Origin of the sequence: Streptomyces sp. NPDC089424, from assembly GCF_044749345.1 — a bacterium.
Taxonomy (GTDB): Bacteria; Actinomycetota; Actinomycetes; order Streptomycetales; family Streptomycetaceae; genus Streptomyces.
Genome location: NZ_JBIVHU010000001.1, coordinates 436,764 through 455,345 on the forward strand (window position 1 = coordinate 436,764; position 18,582 = coordinate 455,345).

Annotated in this window: 12 protein-coding genes; 5 read left to right on the top strand and 7 right to left on the bottom strand. The window is 72.2% G+C overall.

Annotation, left to right across the window (positions count from 1 at the left end):
- Nucleotides 1-135: 135 nt before the first annotated feature.
- The 7 genes from ACIP2X_RS01805 to ACIP2X_RS01835 form a co-directional block, all read right to left on the bottom strand.
- Nucleotides 136-1,800, bottom strand: coding sequence for a PHP domain-containing protein (locus tag ACIP2X_RS01805; protein WP_401666143.1), 1,665 nt, complete (start codon nucleotides 1,798-1,800; stop codon nucleotides 136-138).
- A 28-nt stretch (nucleotides 1,801-1,828) separates the two neighbouring features.
- A complete protein-coding gene (locus tag ACIP2X_RS01810) occupies nucleotides 1,829-3,673 on the bottom strand; it encodes a LamG-like jellyroll fold domain-containing protein (RefSeq protein WP_401666146.1) in 1,845 nt (614 codons plus the stop codon).
- Nucleotides 3,674-3,818: 145 nt separating this feature from the next.
- Nucleotides 3,819-6,740, bottom strand: coding sequence for a glycoside hydrolase family 2 TIM barrel-domain containing protein (locus ACIP2X_RS01815; protein ID WP_401666149.1), 2,922 nt, complete (start codon nucleotides 6,738-6,740; stop codon nucleotides 3,819-3,821).
- Complete coding sequence (locus tag ACIP2X_RS01820; RefSeq protein ID WP_401666151.1) at nucleotides 6,737-7,579, bottom strand: carbohydrate ABC transporter permease; 843 nt, start codon at nucleotides 7,577-7,579, stop codon at nucleotides 6,737-6,739. The genes ACIP2X_RS01815 and ACIP2X_RS01820 overlap by 4 nt, the downstream gene beginning before the upstream one ends.
- 15 nt (nucleotides 7,580-7,594) lie before the next feature.
- Nucleotides 7,595-8,557, bottom strand: coding sequence for a carbohydrate ABC transporter permease (locus ACIP2X_RS01825; RefSeq protein ID WP_401666153.1), 963 nt, complete (start codon nucleotides 8,555-8,557; stop codon nucleotides 7,595-7,597).
- Nucleotides 8,557-9,843, bottom strand: a complete 1,287-nt coding sequence (locus ACIP2X_RS01830; protein WP_401666156.1) for an extracellular solute-binding protein — start codon at nucleotides 9,841-9,843, stop codon at nucleotides 8,557-8,559. Before ACIP2X_RS01830 ends, ACIP2X_RS01825 begins: the two co-directional genes overlap by 1 nt.
- 72 nt (nucleotides 9,844-9,915) lie before the next feature.
- Nucleotides 9,916-10,935 (bottom strand): carbohydrate kinase family protein, encoded by a 1,020-nt coding sequence (locus ACIP2X_RS01835; RefSeq protein WP_401666159.1) that lies wholly within the window; start codon nucleotides 10,933-10,935, stop codon nucleotides 9,916-9,918.
- Between the two features lie 127 nt (nucleotides 10,936-11,062).
- Between ACIP2X_RS01835 and ACIP2X_RS01840 the strand changes: the two genes are divergently transcribed.
- The 5 genes from ACIP2X_RS01840 (at nucleotide 11,063) to ACIP2X_RS01860 (ending at nucleotide 18,542) form a co-directional block, all read left to right on the top strand.
- Entirely contained in the window at nucleotides 11,063-11,827 is a 765-nt protein-coding gene (locus ACIP2X_RS01840; protein WP_401666161.1) for a DeoR/GlpR family DNA-binding transcription regulator, read from the top strand.
- Nucleotides 11,824-13,164 (top strand): 6-phospho-beta-glucosidase, encoded by a 1,341-nt coding sequence (locus ACIP2X_RS01845; protein WP_401666164.1) that lies wholly within the window; start codon nucleotides 11,824-11,826, stop codon nucleotides 13,162-13,164. The genes ACIP2X_RS01840 and ACIP2X_RS01845 overlap by 4 nt, the downstream gene beginning before the upstream one ends.
- Nucleotides 13,165-13,186: 22 nt before the next feature.
- Nucleotides 13,187-16,231 carry an alpha-mannosidase gene (locus ACIP2X_RS01850; protein ID WP_401666166.1) on the top strand — a complete coding sequence of 1,015 codons (3,045 nt, stop codon included), beginning with the start codon at nucleotides 13,187-13,189 and terminating at the stop codon, nucleotides 16,229-16,231.
- A 3-nt stretch (nucleotides 16,232-16,234) separates the two neighbouring features.
- Entirely contained in the window at nucleotides 16,235-17,485 is a 1,251-nt protein-coding gene (locus ACIP2X_RS01855) for an alpha-L-fucosidase (RefSeq protein ID WP_401666169.1), read from the top strand.
- A gap of 196 nt (nucleotides 17,486-17,681) precedes the next feature.
- The gene (locus ACIP2X_RS01860; RefSeq protein WP_401666171.1) at nucleotides 17,682-18,542 is read left to right on the top strand and encodes a sulfotransferase family protein; all 861 of its coding nucleotides are present in this window, start codon (nucleotides 17,682-17,684) and stop codon (nucleotides 18,540-18,542) included.
- The last annotated feature ends 40 nt before the right edge of the window (nucleotides 18,543-18,582 follow it).

The following is an 18,582-nucleotide window of genomic DNA, read 5'->3' on the forward strand; positions in this document are numbered from 1 at the left end:
CGTTCGGAGTTCCGCAGTGCCGGTGCCTCGGAGTTCCGCAGCGCCGGTGTTCCGCAGTGCCGGTGTCTCGGCGCGGTGTGTCGCGCCCGGCGTGGCGGGCGCGACGGAGGGTTCCCGCTCGTGGGTGACGTCCGGTCAGGCGCCGGTCACGTCGACGAAGACGGGGTTCGAGTAGAACCACGTGTCCGCCCAGGGGTCGCCGTCGCCCGGCGTGTGGGTGATCGGGCCGTGCGGGTCGACGGACGCGCCGAGGTACCCGGCGCCGTTCCGCCTGCCGTCGCTGCCGCGGAGCCGGACGTAGAACGACTCGTCCCCGGCGGTCAGCGGGATGCGCAGGGTGTACGTGCCCTTGCGGCCGTCCACGACGCGGGAGTCCACGACCCGGGTGTCGGGCGCCCGCCAGCCGTCCCGGTCGTCGGCCGGGCCGCGAACCGCGCCCCGGATGACGTCGACGTGCGCCAACCGGGGCAGGATGCCCGCGGGGTTGTGGCGGGAGGCGGTGGTCACCGTGACGTACAGAGTGAGCCGTTCGCCCTTGCGGACCCGCAGCCGGCCGCCCAGCGTCACGCCCCGGGACTGGTCGCGGTCCCGGCGCAGCCGCACCTCCAGGCCGTCCAGCAGATGCCCGTGGTCCAGCCAGACCCGGCCGGCGCGCAGGCCCGCCATCACCGCCCGGTAGCCGTACCGGGTGACGCCGACGTGGGTGCGGCTGAACTGGCCGGGCCAGAAGTCGCTGCCGGGCTGCGGAGTGGTGGTGTTCACCGGGTCGGGCAGCCGGCCGGTGTTGTCGAAGGTCCGGCCGGGCTGCCAGTCGCCGTTCCTCCAGGTGTCGAAGACGATCCGGTGGGCGTCGGAATTGGTGGTGACCGAGAACGGCTTGCCCTCGGAGAGCAGGGCGTCCCACAGGCCGCCGACCGTGGCCGTCGCCCAGTCGAAGCCGCCGTAGGTGAGGTAGGCGTCGGCCGGGTAGCCGGGCCAGGACTGGGCGGACGGCTTGTTCTCGTACTCGCCGCGGATCGAGTTCGCCCCGCGCCAGCCGGGGATCGCGGCACCCTGGGCACCGGGCGCGCCCTCCATGCCGATCATGACTTCGGGCGCCGCGTCCCGCCACGCGCGTATCTCGTGCGGGGAGTCGATGCCGAGCCGCATCGGGTGGTTGGCGAGCACCAGCACGTCGTCGACGTAGCCGGTGCGGCGCTGCTCGGCCAGCCACCGGATGGCCTTGACCGCCTGCGCCTCGTTGCGCGCCGTGTCCGCGTGGCCCGGCGCGCCCTCGGTCCATCCGAGCAGCTTGCCGTCGAAGGCGCGCTCGAAGCGGGTGAGCAGGTCCACCTCGTGGGGGCCGGGCGTCGTGACGACCGTGCAGTGCTCGGCGGCCGGGATGTACCACTCCAGGCCCTGGAAGATCAGCCGGCGCGGGTTCTCCGCACGGGCCCTGCGGATCTCCTCGTGCTCCAGCGCGGCGCCGAGGTCCGCGTGCCCGACGTTGGAGTGCTCGGTGAACACCATCCAGTCCAGGCCGTACCTGGCGCCCGCCTCGGCCAGCTGCGAGAAGGTGTACTTCGCGTCGTGGCTGTAGACGGAGTGGACGTGGTGATCGCCCACGAGATACGCCAGGCGCGGGTCGCTGCCGCCCGGCGGGCGCCCCCCGGCGGCCGCCGGGGAGGCGTTCCCCAGGGCGAACGTCGTGCCGAACAGGCCCGCGGTGGCGAGGAGCTGGCGCCGGGACACGCCCTGCGGGTCGAGGTCGGCGGGCGGGACGGTGGGGTCGGCCCACTCGGGCAGCTGCTGCTCGGTCATGACGTTCCTCGAAGGGTCGGCGGGGGGCTCAGTGGTTCATGAACTGCGTGACGGGCAGGGCGCGGTCGACGATCCGGACGTCGCCGAGCCATCCGTGGTGGATCTGGTCGATGCGGCCCCCGTACTCGTAGCCGCCGAGCAGCCAGGGCAGCCCGAGCGAGGTCAGCCCGACGCAGCGGGCGGTGGGGTTGCGCACGACGGGGCAGCCCTCGACGTACATCGTGGTGTGCCGCCCGTCGTTGACGACGGCCACGTGCCACCAGGTCTCCCGGACCGTCTCGTGGCCCCAGTTGGTCACGATGCCCTGCTGGTCGAGCGGCCGCACCGCCCACTGCGGGCCGGGCCCGTCGGAGAGCGACAGCGTGGCGAGCGGCTCGTCGGGGTCGCCCTCGGTCCTGCCCGCGGCGCCGCCCGTGCCGGTCCGGCTCACCAGCCCGCCCCAGGCGTTGCGGGACCCGCTCCAGGTGTCCGGGACCTGGTAGAAGGCCTCGACTGTGTAACCGCGCGGGAAGGTCGCCGCGTTGAGCGGCGCGCCGTCCACCGTGCGCAGGTACGCGCCGCGCAGCGGCGACTTGTCGCCGTGGAAGCGCAGGCTGCCGTGTCCCGGCTGGTCCGGGTGGTGGCCGGCCGACCAGGTGAGGGCGCCGTCGCCCACCCGGACGACGGTGAGGTCGTTGCCCCGCCCGGACAGGTCGCGGACGGTGCCGGTGACCGGCGCGCCCTCCGCGTGGCCGTCGAAGCGCCAGTACGCGACCGTGCCCGGTACCAGCATCGCGGCGGCGGGCCGCGCGGGCCGGGCGGGGACCGGGGCGAAGCCCGCGAACCGCCGCTCGAAGTCGATCTCCACGGAGAACCGGTCGCGTGGTCCGGTCAGTTCGCTCTCCTGACGCTCCAGCGCGTTGAGCCCCTTGGCGGCCCGGCCCAGGATCCACGGGGAGACCGTCTCGACGTCGATGGTGTTCCGGTCGAGGTCGAAGCGGTAGAGGCGGATCATCGCCGCGCCGCCGTAGTACCGGTTCTGGTAGTTCGTCAGGTGCAGGTGGACGTCGTTGCCGGCGGCGTTCTCGCGCACCGCGCGGGCGGCCGGCCAGTAGTGGCCGTTGAGGGTGAGGAAGATCTGGTCGTGTTCCGCGATCAACCGGTCCCAGAGCGTCTGCCCGTACGCGGAGAGCGTGTCGTCGCCGGACACCAGTTCGTGCGTGGTGAGGATGACGGGTGCCTTCGGGTGCCGGGCGATGACCTCCTTCGCCCAGGCGAACCCCTTGGCCGACAGCCGCCAGTCCAGGGCGAGCACGAGCCACTCCCGCCCGGCCGCCTCGAAGACGTGGAAGGTGTTGTAGCCGTCGGGCGAGGCCCCGCCGAAGGTGTCCTTGCCCTGGTGGCGATCCGGCCCGAAGGCGTCCAGGAACGGGGTCGGGCCGCGCTGGTCGTCGGTGGAGGACCGGACGTCGTGGTTGCCGGCCGGCACGCTGTAGCCGACGCCGTGCCGGTCGAGGAGCGCGAAGGCGCGGCTCGCGGCCTCGACCTCGGCCGTGGTGCCGTTCTCCGTGAGGTCGCCCAGGTGGGAGAGGAAGACGATGTTCTCCTCACGGCCCTGCTCCAGCAGGTAGCGCAGGGAGGCCTCGATCGGCTCGGGATCGATGCTGGGCCCGTCGAACAGGTACTGCGTGTCCGGCATCACGACGAAGGTGAACCGCCGGCTGTGCGGATCCGGCCGCCACCGTGCCTGCCCGGCCGCCTCGGCGGAGCCGGCGGGCAGCGCGACCCCGGCGGTCGCTGCGGCGCCGATCAGTGCGGTGGCCCGCAGGAAGTTGCGTCTGCCGGCGTCGGCCTGCGGGGATTCCCCCTGCTGCGGGTCATGCGAAGTACACATGTCTGCTCCGTGGGCGGCGAGGTGAACGGCGATGTGGGCAAAGACGGAGGCGGCGAGGTGAACGGCGGTGTGGACGGTGACGCGGGCGGTGAGTCGGCTGCTCTCCCCGCCTCCCTCCCCCCCCGAGGGGCAGGACGCGCGCGGCTCAGAGCACGCGCAGCGTCCAGCCCCAGCGGTGGGTGCCCGTCGGGACGAGGTACTCCGGGGTGGTGTCGGGCCCGCACGAGGCGGTGCCCAGGCCCCGGTGGGCGGCGTCGATGTGCACGACGCAGCCCTCCCGCGGGACGAGTTCGTCGTGGTGGGCGGCCGCGGCGAGGTCGGCGGCACGGTACCGGTTGACGGAGATCTGGCTGGGCCGACCCAGCTCCACCGCGAGCCCGGTGGCGTCCGGTGCCGACAGCCTGAACTGCCGTACGCCGTGCCGGCCACCGCTCTCCTGCGGTCGCAGGTAGGGGGTGAACAACTCGTCCACGGGAAGCGCGTGATGGCCCACCGGCGCGCCCGCGCTGCGGTCCGGGTACGACTCCCAGGGCCCCTGCCCGAACCACTCCAGCAGGTTCAGCCCGGCCACCGTCTCGAACACCGACCCGACCCGGGCCACGTCGTCCAGCGTCGGAGGCAGCTCGGCCGACTCCTCGACGCGGATCCCGCCCTCCACGGCCGTGAACACCTGCTCGTGCCGCACGACCCCGCCCTCGCAGGCGTACTCGGCGAGCACCCCGACGCTCCCGCCCGCCCGGCGCACGGCGACCAGCCTGCGGGCGGGCGAGGTGAGCCCCCACTCCCGCCAGCGGTCGGCCATGCCACCCAGCTCGTCGTTGTCGGTCGGCGCCCGCCACAGCGACAGCGTGGGGGCCGCGATCAGCAGCGGGTGGACCAGCAGCCCCTCCCCGTCGACCTCGACGCTCCGGTCGGCCACCGGGAGGCTTTGCCGCACGGAGGCGGCCCGGAGCCGTACCTGGGGCAGGCACACGACGGTGCCGCGCGGCGCCCATGGCTCGTCCCGCGCGGTCGTCACCCGCAGCGTCAGCCACGCCTCGTCCGCGTCCTTCGGCAGCTCGAACGGCAACGGCACCGCGGCCGTCTCGCCGGGCCGCAGCTCGGGCAGCTCGGCCGGCGCGCTCAGCGTCCGGCCGTCCGCGAGCGACATCCGCCATTCGGCGGCCAGCCAGTCCAGACCACGGAAGTGCTGGTGGTTGCGGATCACCAGCCCCTCGTGCCGGAGGCACTCCAGCCGCACCGGTGCCGCGATCTCCCGGTGCTCGTACAGCACCGGCTTGGGCGTCCGGTCGGGAAAGACCACGCCGTCCGCGATGAAGGCGCCGTCGTGCGGCACCTCGCCGAAGTCGCCGCCGTACGCCCAGCGGTGGCCGGGCGCGGCGACCCCACGCTCGTAGAGCCCGGCGCCAGCGCGCCCGGCCGGTCTTCCGTCGCTCACGTTCTGGAGGATGCCGTGGTCCCAGAACTCCCAGATGAAGCCGCCCTGAAGACCCGGGGTGGCCTCGATGGCGGCCCAGTGGTCGGCCAGGGTGCCGTTGCTGTTGCCCATGGCGTGCGAGTACTCGCACTGGATGAGCGGCTTGGTCTGCCGCCCGGACAGCGCGTGGGCGACGCACTCCTCGATCGGCGCGTACATCGGGCAGGCGATGTCGGAGGCCACGCCGGGATCCGCCCAGTCGAGCTTGGCGGCGCCCTCGTACTGCACCGGCCGCGTCGGGTCGTGCCGCCGCACCCACCCGGCCGCCGCGTCGTGGCCCGCCCCGTAGTCGGACTCGTTGCCCAGCGACCAGATGATGACCGAGGGGTGGTTCTTGTCGCGCAGGACCATCCGTGAGACGCGGTCGACGAAGGCGTTCAGGTAGCGCGGGTCGTCGGCGATCTCGTGGGCGTGGTCGTGCGACTCGACGTTCGCCTCGTCGACGACGTAGAAGCCCAGCTCGTCGGCCAGGTCGTAGAGGGCGGGGTCGTTGGGGTAGTGGGCGGTGCGCACCGCGTTGAAGCCGAAGCGCTTCAGCAGGACGAGGTCCGCGCGCATGTCCTCGTAGGACACCGTGCGGCCGGTCAGGGGATGGAAGTCGTGCCGGTTCACGCCCCGGACGAACACCCGCTCCCCGTTGACCAGCAGGTCCCGGCCGACGATCTCGACGTCACGGAAACCGACGCGGTGGTACGAGGAGTCGGCGACCGTCCCGTCGGCGCGGTGCAGCCGGACGGTCAGGCCGTACAGCTCGGGTGTCTCGGCGGTCCAGGTGCGCACGTCGGGCACCGTGGCCCGCAGGCGCGCCTCGCCGAGGAAGTCGGAGACCCGCTCGTCCTCGGCGTTGGCCCGGTCGAACTCCGCGTCCTGCGTCAGCGGCCGGCCGTCCAGCTCCCCGCCGAGGTACCACCCCGCGGGCAGCGCGCCGCCCGCGTGCCGCACCTGGCAGTCCACCCGCAGGTCGCCGTCGCGCCGCGCCCGCACGGTCACGTCCGCCAGGTACAGCGGGTCGGTGGCGTACAGCAGCACCGGCCGGGTGATCCCGCCGTGCCACCACTGGTCCTGGTCCTCGATGTGCGAGGCGTCCGACCATTTGACGACGGTCAGCCGGACCACGGCGGACGCGCCGGGGCGCACGACGTCCGTGAGGTCGAACTCCGCGGCCAGGTGCGAATCCTTGGAGATCCCCACCGGCCGCCCGTCCACCTCCACCAGCAGCACGCTCTCGGCGGCCCCCACCTGGAGCACGATCCGCCGCCCGGCCCACTCGCCCGGCACCTCGACGGCACGCTCGTACACCCCGGTGGGGTTGGCGGCGGGCGCGTGCGGCGGGAACTGCGGGAACGGCATCCGCACATTGGTGTACTGCGGCAGATCGTCCGTGCCCTGGAGGGTCCAGGCGCCAGGGACGTACGCCGAGCCCCACGCGTCGCCCACCGGCGCGTCCGGCGCCGGCAGCAACTGGAAGCGCCACTCGCCGTCCAGCGGGACGGAGCCGTGACGCCGGTCGACGGCACACATCGGCAGCCGCCCCCAGGAGGTCACCTCGGGTGCCTCCCAGGGGCGGAGCCAGGAGAACGGCGCGGTCATCCGCGAACGGCCCCCTTGGCGAGGTCACCGATGATCTGCCGGGCGCCCACGGCGAAGACGATCAGCAGCGGTATCAGGGCGAGCAGGGCGCCGGTCATCACCATGCCGTAGTCGGTGGTGCCGTGGTTGCCGTTGAGCTGGGAGAGGGCGACCTGCAGGGTGACGTTGTCCGGGTTGGTCAGGGCGATCAGGGGCCAGGCGTAGTCGTTCCACTGCGCCATGAACGTGAAGATGCCGAGGAAGGCGAGGCCCGGCCGCACCACCGGCAGCGCCACGTGCCAGTACTGGCGCAGGAACCCGGCGCCGTCCAGCCTCGACGCGTCCAGCAGTTCGTCGGGGATCGCGCCCTTCATGTACTGGCGCATCCAGAAGATGCCGAACGCGTTGGCCGCCGCCGGGACGATCAGCGCGGTCATGGAGCCGATCCAGCCGATCTTCGCCATGATCACGAACTGCGGGATGGCCGCGAGCTGCGCCGGCACCATGAAGATGAACATCAGCAGCCCGAACAGCACGCCCCGGCCGGGGAAGTGGAACTTCGCGAAGACGAAGGCCGCCAGCGAGTCGAAGAACAGCACCAGCACGGTCACCGAGACGGCGACCAGCAGCGAGTTGAGCATCGAGCCGATGAAGTCGATGTTGTCGAAGAGGTGGCGGACGTTCTCGCCGAAGTGCGAGCCGGGCAGCAGCTTGGGTGGGTAGGAGAAGATCTCGGTCGACGTGCGGGTCGACATGATCACGGCCCAGTAGAAGGGGAAGGCCGACAGCAGCAGCCCGCAGACCAGCACCGCGTGCAGCGCGATGCCCCGGCTCCGGGAGCCCTTGATGGTGGATGCCATGGTGAGGGGGCCTCCCTAGTCTTCGCCCCGGCGCTGCACCAGCCGCCAGTTGATGATCGAGAAGAGCACGACGACGAGGAAGATGCCCCACGCCACGGCGGCGCCGTAGCCGAAGTCGTTGTTGTCGAAGGTCTGCTGGAAGAAGTAGAGGACCATGGTCCGTCCGGCGTGGTCGGGGCCGCCGGAGAACGTCGACTCGTTCGCCGTCGTCTGCAGCAGCACCTGCGGTTCGGCGAAGCTCTGGAGTCCGGTGACGGTCGAGACGACCAGCACGAACAGCAGCACCGGCCGCATCAGCGGCAGCGTGATCCGGAAGAAGGTCTGCACGGGTCCGGCGCCGTCGATCCGGGCCGCCTCGTACAGGTCGCTCGGGATGGTCTGGAGCCCGGCGAGGAAGATGATCGCGTTGTAGCCGGTCCACTGCCAGGTCATCAGCGTGGCGATGGCGACCTTGATCCCCCACGGCGTGTTCAGCCAGGCCACCTGGTCCAGGCCGACGGCCTGCAACAGGGCGTTCATCAGGCCGAAGTTGGTGGAGAAGACGGAGCCGAAGATGATCGCGACCGCGACGATCGACGTGACGTTCGGCAGGAAGAAGGCGAACCGGTAGACGTTCTTGAGGCGCACCGCCGAGTTGAGCATCACGGCCGTCACCATGGCGAGGAAGAGCATCGGGAAGGTGGCCAGCGCCCAGATGACGAGCGTGTTCCCGATCGACTGCCAGAAGTCGCTGTCGCTCAGCAGGTACTGGTACTGCGCCAGCCCCGCCCACTCCATCGAGCCCAGTCCGTCCCAGCGGTGGAAGGAGAGGAAGAGCGAGAAGCCGACGGGGACCAGCCCGAAGGCGAGGAAGAGGAGGTAGAAGGGGGAGATCGCGGCGTAGAGGTGCCAGTACTTGCGCAGACCGGTGCGGGGCCGCGCGGCGGGCGGGTGCGCCGCGGGGGCCGGGGGCCTGTCGATCGCGGGGAGCGTCGCCATCAGTAGTCCACCCCCAGGTGGTCCGCGATCCGCCGGCATGTGCTCATGGCGTCCCTCCAGGCTGTGCGGGGGTCCTTGCCGAGGACACCGACGTTCTTGATCTCGTCCCGGATCGGCTGTCCGAGCGCGATGTCGTAGGGGCTGTTGAAGGCGACCGGGATCTTCTCCGCGGCCGGGCCGAAGACGTCCATCGTGATCTGGTCGCCGAAGAACGGGTCGGGCTCGCGCAGCTTCGCCATCCCGTACGAGGCCGGGGTGGAGGGGAAGAGGCCGGCCTCGACGAAGCCCTGGGCCTGGTTCTCCGCGCCGAGCATCCAGGTGATGATCTCGAAGGCCCGCTCGGGTTCCCGGCACGCCTTGGTGATCGCGAGGAACGAGCCGCCGACGTTGGAGGGGCCGCCCGGGCAGTCGGCCACCCGCCATCGGCCCTCGGTCTTCGGGTACTGGAGCTTGAGGTCGCCGGCCGCCCAGGAGGCGTTGAGCTGGCTGGGCAGCTGCCCCTTCTCGGTCGCCGAGATCGAGTCCGGAGTGCCCGTGACGATGTCGGAGACGATCCCGCGGCGCCTGGCCTCCACGGCCCGGTCCCAGCAGGTGCGGACGTGCTCGCCGTCGCCGATGAAGACACGGTCGCGGTCGACGAACCGCGTGGTCCCCTGGCCGATGGACATCTCGAAGACGCTGCCGACGTCGGTCAGGATGTACGTCCCCGGGATCCGCTTCTTCAGCCGCTCGCCGGCCGCGAAGAACTTCTCCCAGGTGTCCATCTCCCGTGAGACGTCCTCGGGCTCGGACGGCAGCCCTGCCTTGTCGTAGACGGCGGGCTGGTAGTAATGCACCACCGGGCCCACGTCGATCGGGAACCCGATCAGGCTGCCGTCCGGAGCGACCCCCTGCTGCCACTTCCATTCCAGGTAGCGGCTCTTGAGCTGCTCCGCGCCGAGCGTGCGCAGGTCCACGAACTGGTCGGCGTTCGGCAGGTACGACGCCATGTCCTCGCCCCTGAGCCCCGCGATGTCGGGCACGTGGGCGCGGCCGGCCATGGTGGTGATCAGCTTGGACCGGTAGTAGCCGCCGATCTGCTGGGCCTTGAGGCTGACGACGTTGTCGTAACGGGCCTTGGCCTCCTTGACGACGGTGTCGCTCAGACCGCCGCTCCAGTACCACATGACCATGTTCCTGCCGGTCGAGCCGGCCGGGACGGCGCAGCCGGACGCCAGGCCGCCGAGCGCCGTGGCGGCCGTACCGGCCAGCCCCGCGCGGAGCAGGCCTCTTCGTGAGAGCCGCACTGCTCCCACCGCCTTTCGGATCTGTTCTGGACTTCGCATGGGACGGGCATGTGGGGGGATGGGGGAGGGGGGTCAGTGCCGCGGTGCGGGCGGGGTGACGGGGGCGTACGCGACCGGTGGCCCGGGATCCGCCGGCAGCCGGTCCGCCAGGAACCCGTACGCCCGCCGCAGCGCGGGATCGGTCAGCGAGCGCCACCACCGGTCGACGCCGTACCAGCCGGGCGCGGCCAGCGCGCCCCCGTGGTGGCGCACGGACAGACCGGCGGCCAGGACCGCGAACCGGAGCCGCTCCTCCAGCGGCCAGCCGCCGAGGGAGGCCGCCACGAAGCTCGCGCCGAAGACGTCCCCGGCGCCGGTGGCGTCCAGGACGTCGAGGTCGAGGGCGGGCACGTCCGCGTACTCGCCCGTGCTCTGGTCCACGGCCAGCGCGCCGTCGCCGCCGCGGGTGACGACCGCGACCGGCACCAGTTCGCCGAGCCGCGCGAGGGCGGCCGTGGCGCTGCCGGTGCGGGTGTAGGCCATCGCCTCGGCCTCGTTGGGCAGGAAGGCGTGGCACAGGGCGAGCTGGCCGAGCAGGTCGCGTGACCACTCCCGGGTGGGGTCCCAGCCGACGTCGGCGTAGATCCGGGTGCCGTTCGCGGCCGCCTTCGCGAGCCATGCGCGCGGCTCCGCCTCCAGATGGACGAGCGCGGTGCGCGCCGCGGGCGGGTCGCCCATCAACGCGTCCTGCGAGTACGGGGGCGCCTGGCCGTGGGTGACCAGGGCCCGGTCGTGACCGGTGGCCAGGGAGACGGTGACCGGGGTGTGCCAGCCCTCGGCGGTGCGGGAGGGGGACAGGTCGACACCCTCCTGGCCGGCGAGGACCTCGCGGCAGTAGGCGGCGTAGAAGTCGTCGCCGAACACCGTGGCCAGCGAGGTGCGCAGGCCGAACCGGGCGGCGGCCACCGCCAGGTTGGCGATCCCGCCCGGGCCGCAGCCCATGCCGGCCGTCCAGATCTCCTCGCCCGGTGTGGGGGGCCTGCCCAGACCCGTGAGGACGAGGTCGTAGAAGAGCAGCCCGGTCAGCAGCACATCGGGCCGATCGTCGTCCACGGAAACGTCCTCTCGTCAAAACTCTTCAATTCGGTGACCGGAATCGTGCGCCCCTCGGCGAGATTGGTCAATACCCGAGCAGAAATGAGCATGGCGATGATTGAAGATGACGAGTACTGTGCATCCCGTGCTGGCAGAACGACGACACCAACTCATCCTGCGGGCCCTGCGGTCCGGCGGGCCCGCGGCCGTGACCGATCTCTCGCAGCAACTGGGGGTGAGCCCCGCCACCGTCCGCCGTGACCTCGTGAAGCTGGAGGAGGACGGCCTGCTCACGCGGGTGCACGGCGGCGCCGTGGCCGAGGAGGGCGACCAGCCCTTCGCCGAGGTCGCCGAGGTGCGGGTGCCCGCGAAGGACGCCATAGCCGCACGCGCGGCCGCCATGGTCGAGGACGGTCAGTCGGTGCTGCTCGACATCGGCACCACCGCCTACCGGCTGGCCCGGCAGCTGCACGGCCGCCGGCTCACCGTGATCACCAGCAATCTGGTGGTCTACGAGGAACTCGCCGACGACGAGGGGATCGAACTGGTGCTGCTCGGCGGCATGCTCCGCCGCGAGTACCGCTCCCTGGTCGGCTTCCTGACCGAGGACAACCTGCGCCAGCTGCACGCCGACTGGCTCTTCCTCGGCACCAGCGGGGTGCGGCCCGGGGGGCAGGTGATGGACACGACCGTCGTCGAGGTGCCGGTCAAACGCGCCATGATCAAGGCCGGTGACCGGGTCGTGCTGCTCGCCGACGCGGCGAAGTTCCCGGGCACGGGCATGGCGAAGGTGTGCGGTCCCGAGGACCTGGACGTAGTGGTGACGAACGCGCCGGTGAACGCGCCGACCGGGGCCTCCCTGGAGGAGGCCGGGGTCGACGTGGTCGTGGCAGGAGAGGTGCAGGCGTGAGGCTGACGATTCTGGGCGGCGGCGGATTCCGGGTGCCACTCGTGTACGGGGCGCTCCTCGGCGACCACGCCGAGGGCCGGGTCACGCACGTCGTGCTGCACGACCTCGACGCGGACCGGCTGCACGCGGTCACCCGCGTCCTTGCCGAACAGGCCGCCGGGGTGCCCGACGCGCCCGAGGTCACCGCGACCACCGATCTCGACGAGGCCCTGCGCGGCGCCGACTTCGTGTTCTCCGCGATCCGCGTCGGCGGTCTGGAAGGCCGCGCCCACGACGAGCGCGTGGCGCTCGCCGAGGGCGTCCTCGGCCAGGAGACGGTCGGTGCCGGGGGCATCGCCTACGGCCTGCGCACCGTCCCGGTGGCGGTCGACATCGCCCGGCGCGTCGCCCGCCTCGCCCCCGACGCCTGGGTCATCAACTTCACCAATCCGGCCGGACTGGTCACCGAGGCCATGTCACGCCACCTCGGCGACCGCGTCATCGGCATCTGCGACTCGCCCGTCGGCCTCGGCCGCCGCATCGCCCGCGTGCTCGGCGTGACGAACCCGGCCGAGGCGTGGATCGACTACGTCGGCCTCAACCACCTCGGCTGGGTGCGTGGCCTGCGCGTCGCCGGCCGCGACGAACTGCCGCGCCTGCTCGCCGACCCCGGCCTGCTCGGCTCGTTCGAGGAGGGCAAGCTCTTCGGCGCCGACTGGCTGCGCTCGCTGGGCGCGATCCCCAACGAGTACCTGCACTACTACTACTTCAACCGGGAAGCCGTCCACGCCTACCAGCAGGCCGAGCGCACCCGCGGCGCCTTCCTGCGCGACCAGCAGGCCCGCTTCTACGAGCGGACGCGCGACACCGGCACCTCGGCGCTGCGTGCCTGGGACGCGACCCGGGCCGAGCGCGAGGCCACGTACATGGCGGAGAACCGGGAGACGGCGGGCGCGGGCGAGCGGGACGCCGACGACCTCTCCGGCGGCTACGAGAAGGTGGCGCTCGCGCTCATGCGGGCCATCGCCCGGGACGAGCGCACGACCCTGATCCTCAACGTCCGCAACCGCGGCACGCTCTCCGTGCTCGACACCGAGGCCGTGATCGAGGTGCCGTGCCTGGTCGACGCCAACGGCGCGCACCCGGTGGCGGTGGATCCGCTGCCGGACCACGCCACCGGCCTGGTCTGCGCGGTCAAGGCGGTCGAGCGCGAGGTGCTGTCGGCCGCCGGCTCCGGCTCCCGCTCCACGGCCGTGAAGGCCTTCGCGCTGCATCCGCTGGTCGACTCGGTGGGCGTGGCCCGCCGGCTCGTCGACGGCTACACGGCCGTCCACCCCGGCCTGTCGTACCTCAAGTAAAGCCCTCGGGAGGGGTTGTCCCATGCACGACGAACGCCGCCGGATCGAGGAGCGCGTCGAGCGCGTCCACCACCAGCGCATCAGGCCCGCGATCTACGCGGCCACCGTCCCGCTCACGGTCGAGTCCTGGCAGGCGCCGGGCGAGCCGGTGCCGTTCACGGAGGCCGCCGCGGCCCCCTACGCGCCCTTCGCCATGGGCACCCCCTGGGGCCCGCCGTGGGGCACCACCTGGTTCCGGATGCGCGGGCGGGTGCCGGCCGAGTGGGCGGGCCGGCGCGTCGAGGCCGTCATCGACCTCGGCTTCGTCGGCGACTGGCCGGGCAACCAGGCCGAGGCCCTGGTCCACCGCGTGGACGGCACCCCGCTGAAGGCGGTCAACCCGCAGAACCAGTACGTGCCGATCGCGCACCCGGCGGTGGGCGGGGAGGAGATCGACTACCTCGTCGAGGCGGCCTCCAACCCCGACATCCTCGCGAACGACTTCGCGGCCCCCACCCCCCTCGGCGACGTCCTCACCGCCGGGGACGCGCCCCTCTACACCTTCCGCCGCGCCGACCTCGCGATCCTCGACGAGGAGGTCTGGCACCTCTATCTCGACGTGCAGGTACTGCGCGAACTGATGCTGGAGCTGGGCGAGCACGACCCCCGCCGGCACGAGATCGCGCACGCGCTGGACCGCGCGATGGACGCCCTCGACCTGGACGACGTCGCGGGCACGGCGGCCGACGCCCGCTCCGTGCTGCGCCCCGTCCTCGCCAAGCCCGCGCACGCCAGCGCGCACACCCTCTCCGCCGTGGGCCACGCGCACATCGACTCGGCGTGGCTGTGGCCGATCCGTGAGACCAAGCGCAAGACCTCCCGCACCTTCTCCAACGTCACCGCGCTGGCCGAGGAGTACGAGGAGTTCGTCTTCGCCTGCTCGCAGGCCCAGCAGTACGAGTGGGTGCGCGACAACTACCCGCAGGTCTGGGAGCGCATCAAGAAGGCCGTCGCCGACGGCAGCTGGGCGCCGGTCGGCGGCATGTGGGTGGAGGCCGACGGCAACCTGCCCGGCGGCGAGGCCATGGCACGCCAGCTGATCCACGGCAAGCGCTTCTTCATGGAGCAGTTCGGCATCGAGACCAAGGGCGTGTGGCTGCCGGACTCCTTCGGCTACACCGCCGCCTACCCGCAGCTCGCCCGGCTGGCCGGGAACGACTGGTTCCTCACCCAGAAGATCTCCTGGAACCAGACCAACAAGTTCCCGCACCACACCTTCTGGTGGGAGGGCATCGACGGCACCCGCATCTTCACGCACTTCCCGCCCGTCGACACCTACAACGTCGAGTTCTCCGGCAAGGAGATGGCCCACGCGGTCCGCAACTACCAGGACAAGGGCCGCGGTACGACGTCCCTGGCGCCCTTCGGGCACGGCGACGGCGGCGGCGGACCCACCCGGGAGATGCTGGAGCGGGCCCGGCGCCTGGCCGACCTGGAGGGATCCGCGAAGGTCCGCGTCGAGCACCCGGACGCCTTCTTCGCCGCCGCCCGCGCGGAGTACCCGGACGCCCCGGTGTGGGCCGGCGAGCTGTACCTGGAGCTGCACCGCGCCACCTACACCACCCAGGCCCGCACCAAGCAGGGCAACCGCCGCAGCGAACACCTGCTGCGTGAGGCGGAGTTGTGGGCGACGACGGCGGCCCTGCACGTGCCGGGCCACGCCTACCCCTACGAGCGCCTCGACCGGCTCTGGAAGACGGTCCTGCTCCACCAGTTCCACGACATCCTGCCCGGCTCGTCGATCGCGTGGGTGCACCGGGAGGCGGAGGCGGAGTACGCGCGCGTCGCCGACGAACTCCGCACGCTGACCCGGGAGTCGCTCGTGGCCCTGGGCAGCGGTGCGGAACGGGCGTTCAACACCAGCCCGTTCGACCGGGACGAAGTGGTCCGCGGCGCCGACGGCCGGCCGCGTGCCGTGCGGGTGCCGGCCGGCGGCAGCGCGCCGCTCGGCGACACCCCGGCCCACGACCCGGTCACCGTCACCGACCGCACCCTCGACAACGGCCTCGTCCGGGTCGAACTCGCCGACGACGGCACGCTCGCCTCCGTCCGCGACCTCCGCGCCGGCCGCGAGGTCCTCGCCGGTCCGGGCAACCTGCTGCGCCTGCACACGGACCTGCCCAACTACTGGGACGCCTGGGACATCGACAAGCACTACCGCAACCGCAGCACCGAACTGCTGGACGCCGAGTCGGTCACCGTCGTCGAGCGGGACCCGCTGCTCGGCGCCCTCAGGGTCGAGCGCTCCTTCGGCCGGGGATCGCGGATCACCCAGACGATCACGCTGCGCTCCGGCAGCCCGCGTGTCGACATCGAGACCGAGATCGACTGGCACGAGGCCGAGAAGATCCTCAAGGCCGTCTTCCCGGTGGACGTCCGCGCCGCCCACTCGTCCGCCGAGATCCAGTTCGGCCACGTCCAGCGCCCCACCCACACCAACACCAGCTGGGAGTCGGCCCGCTTCGAGGTCTCCGGCCACCGCTGGGTGCACATCGCCGAACCCGGCTACGGCGTGGCGGTGCTGAACGACTCCACCTACGGCCACGACGTCACCCGCACCGTCCGCGAGGACGGCGGCACGACCACCACCGTCGCCCTCAGCCTGGTCCGCGCCCCGCGCGTGCCCGACCCGCAGGCCGACCAGGGCCGCCACCGCTTCACCTACGCGCTGCTGCCCGGGGCGAGCATCGAGGACGCGGTCGCCGAGGGCTACGCCCTCAACCTCCCCCTGCGCGTGGCGGACTCGGCGGGCGCCCCCGCGCCCGTCGTCTCGGTGACCGGCGAAGGCGTGACCGTCGAGGCCGTGAAACTCGCCGACGACCGCTCCGGCGACGTCGTCGTACGGCTCTACGAGTGCCGCGGCGGCCGCGCCCACGGCGTCCTGCGCACCGGCTTCCCCCTCACCGGCGCCCAGGTGACCGACCTGCTGGAGCGCCCGCTCCACGACGCCGACATCGACGGCGACGGCGGCGTCCCCGTCACGCTGCGGCCGTTCCAGATCCTCACGCTGCGCCTGCGAAGGGGCTGACCCGTGCCCCTGCAGCAGTGGTTCACCGACGCCAAGCTGGGAATCTTCGTCCACTGGGGGATCTACGCCGTCGACGGCGTCCAGGAGTCCTGGTCGTTCTACGACGACATCGTGCCCTACGACCGGTACATGTCCCAGCTGGACCGCTTCACGGCCGCCCGCTACGAGCCGCGCGAATGGGCGGAGCTCTTCGCGCGAGCCGGCGCGAGGTACGCCGTGCTGACCAGCCGTCACCACGACGGCGTCGCCCTGTGGGACAGCGCCCACGGCGAGCTGAACGTGGGCCGCGACCTGGTGGCCGGGTACGCGGACGCCCTGCGCGAGCGCGGCCTCAAGGTCGGCCTGTACTACTCGCACTCGGACTGGAGCCACCCCGACTACGCCTCGACCCGCAGACCGGGCCGGCCGCCGGAGCTGGAGGACAACCGCTACTCCGAGGTGGCCGCCGAGTGCGAGGACCTGGCCGCCTGGGAACGCTACCTCGCCTACCGCGACGGCCAGGTCCGCGAACTCACCTCCCGCTACCGGCCCGACCTGATGTGGTTCGACGGGGAGTGGGAGCGCAGCGAGGAGCAGTGGCGGATCCCCGAACTCGCCGCCCTGATCCGCTCCGAGGTGCCCGACGTCGTCCTCAACGCCCGCATGCTCGGCGAGGGCGACTACGCCACGCCCGAGCAGGGCGCCCCGGTGGTCCCACCCGAGGGCCCCTGGGAGCTGTGCCTGACCATCAACGACTCCTGGGGGCACCAGCACCACGACCACCACCACAAGTCGGTCGGCCAGCTGGTCCGCTACTTCACCGAGACGATCGGCGGCGGTGGGAACCTGCTGCTGAGCGTGGGACCCCGCGAGGACGGCACCATCCCCCGGGAGCAGGCCGAGCGGCTGGAAGGGCTCGGCGCCTGGATCCACCGGCACGCCGAGGCCGTGTACGGGACCGTGCGCGGGCTGCCCGCCGGGCACCACTACGGCCCGAGCACCCTCGCCCCGGACCGCCGCACCCTCTACCTCGTCCTCTTCGACGCCCCGCGCGCCGAGATCAACGTACGCGGGCTGCTCGGCGGGGTACGCCGGATCACGGTGCTGGGCACCGGGACCGAGCTGTCCCACCACGTCACCGGCGGTCTGCACGAGACGCCCGGCGTGCTCTGGATCGAGCCGCCCGCCGCCGCCGACCTCGACCCGCACGCGACGGTCCTCGCCGTCGAACTGGAGGGAGAGCTGCGGCTGTACCGCGGGGCGGGCCGGTTCTGACGCACCGCCGTGCGCGGGGCAGGCGGAGAGCACTTTCCAGGAAGTTTTAAGGAAGCGGCGAAGCGCCAGGTCACCGGGGGGACGATGCCGCCCGCGACCCTGGCGCTTCTCCCCTTGGACACCTGGAGTTCGCCTGCGACCCGTGACATGCGGAGGCACGGCGACACAGAGAGGTGGCACGGTGCGAGACCCGCGTATGTCTTCGATCGGCAAGGGACTCAGGCGTCGAGGGAGGCTGATGATCCAGGCCGTGAGCCCACCGCGCCGCGCCCTGAACGCGATCCCGGCGCCCCGGGCGGGCACGGCGAAGCCCGCGTTCATCGCGCCGCCCGCTCCCCGGCTGGTCAATTCGCCGGTCTTCGTGCTGTCCTCGGTGCGCTCCGGCTCGACCCTGCTGCGGGTCCTGCTCAACAGCCACAGCCGCGTGCGCGCCCCGCACGAGATGCACCTGCGCACCGTCCACGTCCAGCTGACCCGCAGCTTCACCGCGGCGGCCATGCAGGAACTCCAGCTCGACAAGGAGGAGCTGGAGCACGTCCTGTGGGACCGCGTGCTGCACCTGGAACTGACCCGTAGCGGCAAGGACGTCATCGTGGACAAGACGCCGCCCAACACCCTCATCTGGCCCCGGCTGCAACGATGTTGGCCCAACGCCCGCTACATCCTGCTGCTCCGCCACCCGGGCGCGATCGTCGCCTCGCTGCTCGACCGCCGCGAGGAGCCCGACCTGGCGGCCATCCACGCCGAGGTCCTGGACTACGCCGAGAAGCTGGAGGAGGCGCGGCAGCACCTCGACGCCCATGTGATGACGTACGAGGACCTCACCGCGGAGCCGGAGCGGGCGACGCGGGGCGTGTGCGAGTACCTCGGCGTCGAGTGGGAGAGCGGCATGCTCGACTACGGCAGCCGCGACCACGGCAGGTTCCGCCCCCAGCTCGGCGACTGGAGCAGCACCATCAAGTCGGGCCGCATCCAGCCCGCCCGCCCGGCCGACCCCACCACAGAACTCCCACCCCGCCTGAAAACCCTGTCCCACCAATGGGGCTACCACCCCTGAAGAAGCCGAGCGACTGTCCCGCCCCCGCCGCAGCGCCGCT

Coding starts and splice junctions, on each gene's coding strand:
- ACIP2X_RS01850 (WP_401666166.1), top strand. CDS start 13,187: ATGCACGACGAACGCCGCCGGATCGAGGAGCGCGTCGAGCGCGTCCAC.
- ACIP2X_RS01825 (WP_401666153.1), bottom strand. CDS start 8,557: ATGGCGACGCTCCCCGCGATCGACAGGCCCCCGGCCCCCGCGGCGCAC.
- ACIP2X_RS01860 (WP_401666171.1), top strand. CDS start 17,682: ATGTCTTCGATCGGCAAGGGACTCAGGCGTCGAGGGAGGCTGATGATC.
- ACIP2X_RS01815 (WP_401666149.1), bottom strand. CDS start 6,740: ATGACCGCGCCGTTCTCCTGGCTCCGCCCCTGGGAGGCACCCGAGGTG.
- ACIP2X_RS01810 (WP_401666146.1), bottom strand. CDS start 3,673: ATGTGTACTTCGCATGACCCGCAGCAGGGGGAATCCCCGCAGGCCGAC.
- ACIP2X_RS01805 (WP_401666143.1), bottom strand. CDS start 1,800: ATGACCGAGCAGCAGCTGCCCGAGTGGGCCGACCCCACCGTCCCGCCC.
- ACIP2X_RS01820 (WP_401666151.1), bottom strand. CDS start 7,579: ATGGCATCCACCATCAAGGGCTCCCGGAGCCGGGGCATCGCGCTGCAC.